General features: G+C 66.9%; 8 protein-coding genes. 5 read left to right on the top strand and 3 right to left on the bottom strand.

From position 1 onward, the window contains the following. Positions 1-74 precede the first annotated feature (74 nt). On the top strand, positions 75-1,775 hold the full coding sequence (recJ, locus tag RT697_RS25995; RefSeq protein ID WP_313702526.1) for a single-stranded-DNA-specific exonuclease RecJ: 1,701 nt from the start codon (positions 75-77) through the stop codon (positions 1,773-1,775). Between the two features lie 140 nt (positions 1,776-1,915). Here the strand turns inward: recJ and RT697_RS25990 are convergent, their stop codons facing one another. Then, positions 1,916-3,226, bottom strand: a complete 1,311-nt coding sequence (locus RT697_RS25990) for an MFS transporter (protein ID WP_409517493.1) — start codon at positions 3,224-3,226, stop codon at positions 1,916-1,918. 260 nt (positions 3,227-3,486) lie between these two features. On the opposite strand from RT697_RS25990, the gene prfB reads away from it, so the two are divergent. The 4 genes from prfB to RT697_RS25970 all read left to right on the top strand — a co-directional run bounded on the left by prfB (position 3,487) and on the right by RT697_RS25970 (position 7,260). Next, positions 3,487-4,591 (top strand): peptide chain release factor 2 gene (gene prfB, locus RT697_RS25985; protein WP_175123383.1). Its coding sequence is split into 2 segments (ribosomal slippage): positions 3,487-3,567 and positions 3,569-4,591, totalling 1,104 coding nucleotides; the frame shifts between segments, so codons are not numbered across the junction. Positions 4,592-4,634: 43 nt separating this feature from the next. After that, positions 4,635-5,390: an SDR family oxidoreductase gene (locus RT697_RS25980; protein WP_313702524.1), complete on the top strand. Its 756-nt coding sequence runs from the start codon at positions 4,635-4,637 to the stop codon at positions 5,388-5,390. Positions 5,391-5,400: 10 nt separating this feature from the next. Beyond that, the gene (gene lysS, locus RT697_RS25975) at positions 5,401-6,924 is read left to right on the top strand and encodes a lysine--tRNA ligase (protein ID WP_313702523.1); all 1,524 of its coding nucleotides are present in this window, start codon (positions 5,401-5,403) and stop codon (positions 6,922-6,924) included. Between the two features lie 15 nt (positions 6,925-6,939). Continuing rightward, positions 6,940-7,260, top strand: a complete 321-nt coding sequence (locus RT697_RS25970) for a preprotein translocase subunit TatB (protein WP_239214064.1) — start codon at positions 6,940-6,942, stop codon at positions 7,258-7,260. Here RT697_RS25970 and RT697_RS25965 read toward each other — a convergent pair. Further along, positions 7,244-7,894, bottom strand: a complete 651-nt coding sequence (locus tag RT697_RS25965; RefSeq protein ID WP_313702522.1) for a TetR/AcrR family transcriptional regulator — start codon at positions 7,892-7,894, stop codon at positions 7,244-7,246. The genes RT697_RS25970 and RT697_RS25965 overlap by 17 nt on opposite strands. 6 nt (positions 7,895-7,900) lie before the next feature. Further along, positions 7,901-9,047, bottom strand: a 1,147-nt coding sequence (locus tag RT697_RS25960; protein ID WP_313702521.1) for a thiolase family protein, incomplete at its 5' end; no start/stop codon positions are given.

Raw genomic sequence — 9,047 nt, 5'->3', positions numbered from 1 at the left:
GTCGCCCTTGACCTGAAACCGCGCGGGGGCCTGCTTGGCTTGCTGCCCGCGCCCAAGAAGAACTGGAGCGCCTGGTGGTCTCACCCCGCTTAACCATCCGTCCGGCCGACCTGGCCGCCTGCCACGTCCTCGAATCCTCCGGCATCCACCCCCTGCTGGCCCGCCTGTGGGCCGCGCGCGGCGTGACGCATCCGGACCAGACCCGGCTCGCCTGGCCGTCCTTGCTGCCGCCGGCGGGTCTGACCCATTCGGCCCACGCGGCCGCCGTGCTGGCCGACGCCATCCAGGCAGGGAAAAAACTGCTGATCGTGGCCGACTACGATTGCGACGGCGCCACCGCCTGCGCCGTCGGCCTGCGCGCGCTGTCGGCGATGGGCGCGGATGTCGACTTCCTGGTGCCCAACCGATTCGAGACGGGCTACGGGCTGTCTCCGGCCGTCGTGGAACTGGCCTGCCGTCACCGCGCGGGCAAGCCCGACATCATCATCACGGTCGACAACGGCATCGCCAGCGTGGACGGCGTGTCCGCCGCCAATGACGCCGGCATCGGCGTGGTCATCACCGACCACCACCTGCCCGGCGACACCCTGCCGGACGCGCTGGCCATCGTGAACCCCAACCAGCCAGGTTGCGGCTTTCCGTCCAAGAACCTGGCCGGCGTGGGCGTCATCTTCTACATGATGCTGGCGCTGCGCGCCGAACTGCGCCGCCGCGGCGTCTATGCCCCCGACGGCGGACCGCGCCTGGACGCCTTGTCCGACCTGGTCGCGCTGGGCACGGTGGCCGACGTGGTCAAGCTGGACGCCAACAACCGCCTGCTGGTCACGCAGGGCCTGCAGCGCATGCGCAGCGGCCGCCTGCAACCGGGATTGCGCGCGCTCTTCGCCGTCGCCGGCCGCGAGCCGCGCAGCGCCAATGGCTTCGACCTGGGCTTCGCGCTGGGACCGCGCATCAACGCCGCTGGACGTCTGGCCGACATGAGCCTGGGAATCGCCTGCCTCACCACGGACGACGAGGCGCAGGCGCTGGAAATGGCGCGGGAACTGGACAACATCAACCGCGAACGCCGCACGATCGAAGCCGAGATGCGCGAGCAGGCGCTAGCCGCCATGGAGGCGCCTGACGCCGCCTCGGGCGCCACCGTCTGCGTGTTCGACCCGGGCTGGCACCAGGGCGTCGTGGGGCTGGTCGCCTCACGCCTGAAAGAGAAATTCTGGCGCCCCACCCTGGCCTTCGCGCCGGCGGGCGACGACGAGATCCGCGGCTCGGGCCGTTCAATTCCCGACGTCCACCTGCGCGACGCGCTGGACCTCGTGTCCAAGCGCCATCCCAACCTGATCCGCAAGTTCGGCGGCCACGCCATGGCAGCCGGCCTGACGCTTGGCAAGGCGGATTTCCCGGCCTTCGCTCCCGCGTTCGACGCCGCGGTGCGCGAGCTGACCGGCCGCGACACCTTCGAGCCCGTCATCGAAACCGACGGCTCGCTGGAAACCGGCTACGCCAACGCCGACGTGGCCGGCATGCTGCAGCAGCAGGTCTGGGGCGCGGGCTTTGCCGCCCCCTTGTTCCTGGACGAATTCGTCGTGCGCAACCAGCGTCTGGTTGGCGAGAAGCACCTGAAGCTCTCGCTGGAACGCGGCCACCAACGCTTCGACGCCATCTGGTTCGGCCACGACCAATCCCTGCCGGAACACATCCAGGCGGCTTACCGCCTGGAACAGAACGTGTGGAATGGGATGGTGTCGGTGCAACTGGTGATCGAACACGCCGGATAGTGCTGGAGGGTGTCAGACACCGCCTACCAACAGCCTCTGATGCTGCAAAGGTGTCTGACACCCTCTGAGACGCCGGCCCAAGCCGACGCACCTCTCCCCAGGGTGTCAGACACCTGATGAGACAACGTCCACCAGCAGTCTTATTTGTTCACCAGCTTCGCCGGCTGCGCCAGCGCCACCAGCGCGCCCACCACCAGGCAGCCGGCCAGCATGTACAGCCCCGTATTCGTGGTCCCGGTCAGATCCTTCAGCCAGCCCACCAGATACGGGCTGACGAAGCCCGCCAGGTTCCCTACCGAATTGATCAGCGCAATACCCGCGGCCGCCGCCGTGCCGCCAAGCAGCGCCGTCGGCAGGCTCCAGAACAGCGGCAGCACCGTGCAGATGCCGATGTTGGCCACGGTCAGCGCCAGAATCGCCAGCACCGTATTACCGCTCCACACCGCCGACAGGAACAGCCCCAACGCGCCGAACAGCGCGGGCAGCGCCACGTGCCAGCGGCGCTCGCGCTGCCGGTCGGAATTGCGCGAGATCAGGATCATGCCGATCACGGCGAACAGATTCGGCACCGCCGTCAGCAGACCGATCGCCAGCGGGCTCTGCACGCCGGTGTTCTTGATGAGGCTCGGCATCCAGAACCCCACGCCGTACAGCCCCATCACGAACGAGAAATAGATCAGCGCCATCGCCCACACGCGCGGCTTGGTCAATGCAGCGCGGATCGGCGGATCCTCCTTTTGCTGTTCCTCGGCCGCGATATTGCGGATCAGCACAGCTTTTTCGTTGGCCGTCAGCCACTTGGCCTTGTTGATGCGGTCATCCAGATAGATCAGCACCAGCACGCCGATCACCACCGACGGAATCCCCTCCAGCAGGAACAGCCATTGCCAGCCAGACAGGCCGTGGTCGCCGTGAAAGGTCGCCATGATCCACCCCGAGATCGGGCCGCCGATCAGGCCGGACATGGGCACGGCGGTCATGAAGAACGTGGTGATGCGGCCGCGCCGGGCGGCCGGATACCAATAGGTGAGATACAGGATGATGCCGGGAAAGAAGCCCGCCTCGGCCGCGCCCAGCAGGAAGCGCAGGAAATAGAACATGTGCTCGCTGGTCACGAACATCATGCAGGCCGAGATGATGCCCCACGTGATCATGATCCGGGCGATCCAGATCCGCGCCCCCACCTTGTGCAGGATGATGTTGCTGGGAATCTCGAAGATGAAATAGCCGATGAAGAAAATCCCGGCGCCCAGCCCGTACACCGTCTCGCTGAACTGCAATTCCTGCAGCATCTGCAGTTTGGCGAACCCCACGTTGACGCGGTCCAGGTATGCCACCACATAGCAGACCACCAAAAGCGGCACCAGCCGCCAGCCCACCTTGCGGTAGATCCGGTCCTCTTCACTGGCGTCAAGCGCCGGCGAGACCCCGGGGGGCATCGTGTTTTCCATCTCTGTCTCCATTCCTCTGGCGGGATAGGCCGGCACGGGGCCGGCATCTTTGCGGTCCTCAACGAGCCCAAACGGGGACGTCGCGGCCACTGCCCAAGGCTAGAGCCGGCAGGTTGACAAAAAACTGAACAACTTCGACCGCGGGCCGGCAAGCCGCCGAAATCGGACCCGTCCCCCGTCTGCCGCCGCGCGCCCGCGCAGTTGGTCCATCCACGGTAAAATGCCAGGTTTCGCACAAAAGTCATCAGACAGGATCAATCATGGAAGCCGAACGTCAGAACCAGCTCGCAGCCCGCCTCGCCGACTACGCGGAGCGCGAACAGGCTCTACGGAGGTATCTTTGACTACGATGCCAAAGCTGAACGCCTCCACGTCGTAAACGCCGAACTCGAAGACCCGGCCGTCTGGAACGACCCCAAGCACGCCCAGGACCTTGGCCGTGAAAAGAAATCGCTCGAGGACGTGGTGGAAACGCTCACGAGCCTGGGCGCCGGCGTGGCCGATTCCCAGGAACTCTTCGAAATGGCCGCCGCCGACGATGACGGCGACACCCTCGAAGCGATCGAACTGGACGCCAACGCCTTCCAGGAAAAGCTCGAAGCCCTGGAATTCCGCCGCATGTTCTCCAATCCGGCCGATCCCCTGAACTGCTTCCTGGACATCCAGGCGGGCGCGGGCGGCACGGAAGCGCAGGACTGGGCGTCGATGCTGCTGCGCCAGTACCTCAAGTACGCCGAACGCAAGGGCTTCAAGGCCGAGATCCTTGAAGAATCCGACGGCGAAGTCGCGGGCATCAAGTCGGCCACGATCAAGATCGAAGGCGACTACGCCTTCGGCTACCTGCGCACCGAAACCGGCGTGCACCGCCTGGTCCGCAAGAGCCCCTTCGACTCGTCGGGCGGCCGCCACACGTCGTTCGCCAGCGTTTTCGTTTACCCGGAAGTCGACGATTCCTTCGAAGTCGAAGTGAACCCCGCCGACCTGCGCGTCGACACCTACCGCGCTTCGGGCGCGGGCGGTCAGCACATCAACAAGACCGACTCGGCCGTGCGTCTGACGCACATCCCCACCGGCATCGTCGTGCAGTGCCAGAACGACCGTTCGCAGCACCGCAACCGCGCCGAAGCCATGCAGATGCTGAAGTCCAAGCTCTACGAACTCGAAATGCGCAACCGCATGGCAGAGCAGCAGAAGCTGGAAGACTCCAAGACCGACGTGGGTTGGGGCCACCAGATCCGTTCGTACGTGCTCGACCAGAGCCGCATCAAGGACCTGCGCACGAACGTCGAAATCTCCAACACGCAGAAAGTGCTGGACGGCGACCTGGATCCCTTCATCCAGGCCAGCCTCAAGCAAAACGTCTAAGTTCCGCGATTCTTCCCGCTTTCACGCACCCAGAGGTCCACGAATGTCCGACACCATTGCAATTCTCACCGGCGCGTCGCGCGGCATCGGCGCCGCCATGGCGCGCGGCCTGGTCAAACCCGGCACCCGCCTCATCACGCTGGCGCGCCGCGAAGACCCCGAGCTCGCCGCCCACGCGCGCTCGCAGGATATGCATCTGGAACAGCTGTCCGTGGACCTCTCGGACCTGAAAGCGGCCGAATCCGCGGCCGAACGCATCTGCGCCGCGCTCCCGCGCGACGCCAAGCGCTATCTGCTGATCAACAACGCGGGCACGGTGCATCCCGTGGCGCGCACCGACGAACTCACCGACGGCGCGGCCATCACCGCCGCCTTCAACCTGAACGTCACCGCCGTCATGCTGCTCACGGCGCGATTCCTCGCCGCCGTCGCCGACATCAAGGCCGACCGCCGCGTGCTGAACATCTCCTCCGGCGCGGGCCGCAACCCGAACGCCGGCTGGGGCGTGTACTGCGCCACCAAGGCCGCGCTCGACATGCACGCCCGCGTCGTCAAGCAGGAACAAGGCGCCGACGGCGCGCGCATCGTCGCGCTGGCCCCCGGCATCGTCGACACCGACATGCAGGCCGCCATCCGCGCCAGCTCCGTCGAGAGCTTCCCCGCGCTGGCCAAGTTCCAGGACTTCCATGCCACCGGCAAGCTGTCCTCGCCCGCCAACGTAGCCTCCCGCATCCTCGCCTACCTGGATCGCGAAGATTTCGGCACGACCGAAATCGACGACATCCGCAATTACGACTGATCCCCCGACCATGACCGACCACTCGACCACTCCGGCTCCCGCCCAGGATGAAAACCGCTTGATCGCCGAACGGCGAGCCAAGCTGGCCAAACTGCGCGAAACCGGGGTCGCGTACCCCAACGATTTCGTCCCGGACGCCCGCGCCGCGGCCCTGCATGACAAGTACGACGGCGAGGAGCAGGAAGCCCTGGCCGCCGCCGCCGTCACCGTCAAGGTCGCCGGCCGCATGATGCTCAAGCGCGTCATGGGCAAGGCCAGCTTCGCCACGCTGCAGGACAGCACCGGCCGCATCCAGATCTACCTGGACCGCGGCACGCTCGGCGAAGACGTCTACGCCGCGTTCAAGCAATGGGACATCGGCGACATCATCGCGATCGAAGGGTCGGTCTTCAAGACCAACAAGGGCGAACTCTCGGTTCACGCCGCGTCCGCGCGCCTCTTGTCCAAGTCGCTGCGTCCCCTGCCCGACAAGTTCCACGGCGTCGCCGACCAGGAACTGCGCTACCGCCAGCGCTATGTCGACCTCATCATGACCGACGCCACGCGCCGCACCTTTGAAGCGCGCAGCAAGGCCGTGGGCAGCATCCGCCAGTTCATGCTGAACGCGGGTTTCCTCGAAGTCGAAACCCCCATGCTGCACCCGATCCCGGGCGGCGCGGCGGCCAAGCCCTTCGTCACGCACCACAACGCGCTGGACATGGAAATGTTCCTGCGCATCGCGCCCGAGCTCTACCTCAAGCGCCTGATCGTGGGCGGCTTCGAACGCGTGTTCGAAGTCAACCGCAACTTCCGCAACGAAGGCGTCAGCCCGCGTCACAATCCCGAATTCACGATGATGGAGTTCTACGCAGCCTTCGCGGACTACCGCTGGCTCATGGACTTCACCGAAGAGCTGATCCGCCAGGCCGCCATCTCGGCCAGCGGCAGCGCCGTCCTGACCTACCAGGAACGCGAGCTGGACCTGTCCAGGCCCTTCGACCGCCTGACCATCTGCGAAGCCATCCTCAAGTACGCCGACGGCTACACGCAGGCCCAACTGGATGACCCGGCCTTCGTGCGCGCTGAACTGAAAAAGCTGGGCGCCGACGCCGACGGCCCCGTGCTGTCGCGCGCCGGCCTGGGCGCGCTGCAACTGGCGCTGTTCGAAGAGACCGCCGAAGCCAAGCTCTGGAACCCCACCTACATCATCGACTACCCCGTCGAAGTCTCGCCGCTGGCGCGCGCCTCCGACTCGCGCGAAGGCATCACCGAGCGCTTCGAGCTCTTCATGACCGGCCGCGAAATCGCCAACGGCTTCTCGGAATTGAACGATCCCGAAGACCAGGCCGAGCGCTTCCGCTCGCAGGTCGAAGCCAAGGACGCCGGCGACGAAGAAGCCATGTTCTACGACGCGGACTACATCCGCGCCCTGGAATACGGCATGCCCCCGACGGGCGGCTGCGGCATCGGCATCGACCGTCTGGTCATGCTGCTGACCGACAGCCCCAGCATCCGCGACGTCATCCTCTTCCCGCACCTGCGCCGTGAAGACTGATCGTCGGCGCGCGTCATGATCTTCAAGATCCTGATGCTGCTGCTGGTCGTGGCGGGGCTGGTCTACTGGATCAAGCAACCCCGCCGCTTCCAGCCGGGCGCTCCCTATCGCGCCGTCCCCGCACGGCGGCCGGTATTCATCGTGCTGTGCGTCGCCACCGCCATCTCGCTTATCGCCGCCATCCTGACGGCCCTGCTCTGGATGGGCGGCGTGGCAGGCGGCGTCACCGGCGGCGGCTATCACGGCGAAGCCGATTTCCTGCTGCCCGTCGCGGCCTCGCTGCTGGCGTTGTCCGTTGCCTGCGCCGTGGGCGCGTTCCTCAAGCGGCGGGGTTAGGCTCCACGGGCCACTTGCCCGCTCCCGCCGGCAGCGCCGGCAATGACGCCTGCAGCATCGCGTCGATGAACGCGGCGGGCGCCAGCCGGCCGCCCGGCTTGTACCACTGCACCGTCAGGTTCATCGCGCCCAGCACACAGCGCTTGATGACGCGCGCGTCGCCTTGCAGCAGCCCTGCCTGCACAGCCCCCGCCACCACCGACTGCCACATCGCCTCGTAGCGGTCGCTCAGCCCCTTCACCACCGCCTGGCTGGGCGCGGACAGGCTGCGCCATTCGTACACCAGCGCGTTCATCGCATCGCCGCCCGCGCCGTGCAGCATGCTCCACATGTGAACGCGGAACAGCGCCGCCAGCCGGTCGGCCGGCTCGACGTAAGCGGCCAGCGCCTTTTCTCCCAGGTCGATCACTTCCTGAATGCCGTTGTTCATGACGGCGACCAGGATTTCTTCCTTGCTGCGGAAATGATGGAACAGGCTGCCCGATTGCAGCCCCACGGCCTTGGCCAGTTCGCGCACCGTCGTGCGCTCGTAACCGCGCTTGCTGAACAGCCTGCCGGCCGCCAGGACCAGTTCCCGGCGCCGTTCGGTGTCCGCCCCATCGTCCCGCGGCGCGGCGGTCCCGGTCTTGTCCATGCCGTATCAAACCCTCTGGATGATGGTCGCAGTCGCCATGCCATGGCCGATGCACATGAGCTGCATGCCCAGTTCGCCTTCGGTCGCCTCCAACCCCGCCAGCATCTTGGCCATCAGGCCCGCACCCGTGGCGCCCAGCGGATGGCCATGCGCAATCGCGCCGCCCCACGGATTCACGCGGGCCAGGTTGGCATTCAATTCGCGTTGCCAGGCCAGCGCCACGCTCGCAAAGGCCTCGTTGATCTCGATCCAGTCGATATCCTCCAGCGCCAGTCCCGCGCGCGACAGCGCCTGCCGCGCTGCCGGGATCACGCCCGTGAGCTGCATCACGGGATCCGAACCCACCACCACCCGCGCCAGGAATCGCGCCCGCGGCCTGAAGCCATCGGCCAGGGCCGTGTCCTTGTCGGCCAGCAGGACCGCCGCCGCACCGTCGGCAAGCTGGCTGGCGTTGGCCGCCGTGACGCCGCCCTCTCCCGGCGCCCGCAATGCCGGCGCCATGGCCGCCATGCGCGCGGCGTCCGTGGTCTCGCGGATGCCCTCGTCGCGCAGCGCCGGCGTGCCGGGCAGCAGTTCCGCGTGCAGCCCGGCGCTGGCGGCCGCCCACGCACGCGCGTGGCTCTCTCGTGCCCACTGATCCATGTCGGCCTGCGACAGCCCCCAATGGCTGGCGATGCGCTCCGCGCTCTCGATCTGATGGATCAGCGGATAACGCGCCAGCAACGCCGGGTTCAGGGATTCAAAACCGCGAAATTCCGTCTGCCCCAATGTCACGTCCAGGAACATGGGCACGCGGCTCATGCTTTCGACGCCGCCCGCGACCACGTAGCGCATGTCGCCCGCAGCGATGGCCTGCGCGCCGAAATGCACGGCCTGCTGGCTGGACCCGCACATCCGGTTGAGCGCCACGCCCGGCACGCTCTCCGGCAGGCCGGCCAGCATTGCCGCCAGCCGGCCGATGTTGGCGCCCTGCTCGCCCGCCTGACTGACGCAGCCGGCAATCAGGTCCTCGACCTTGTCGCCCGGCAGCCCCGCGCGCGCCAGCAGCCCCTGCACGGTCTCGGCCAGCAGCGCGTCCGGCCGCGTCTGCGCCCACCATCCGCCGCGCCGCCCGAACGGCGTGCGCACGGCTTCCAGGATCACGGCTTGGTTC

The sequence above is a fragment of the Achromobacter sp. genome (assembly GCF_032113835.1).
Classification (GTDB): Bacteria; Pseudomonadota; Gammaproteobacteria; order Burkholderiales; family Burkholderiaceae_B; genus Achromobacter.
Note: the sequence above shows the minus strand (reverse complement) of the source record. Positions and strands in the feature narration are given on the sequence as shown.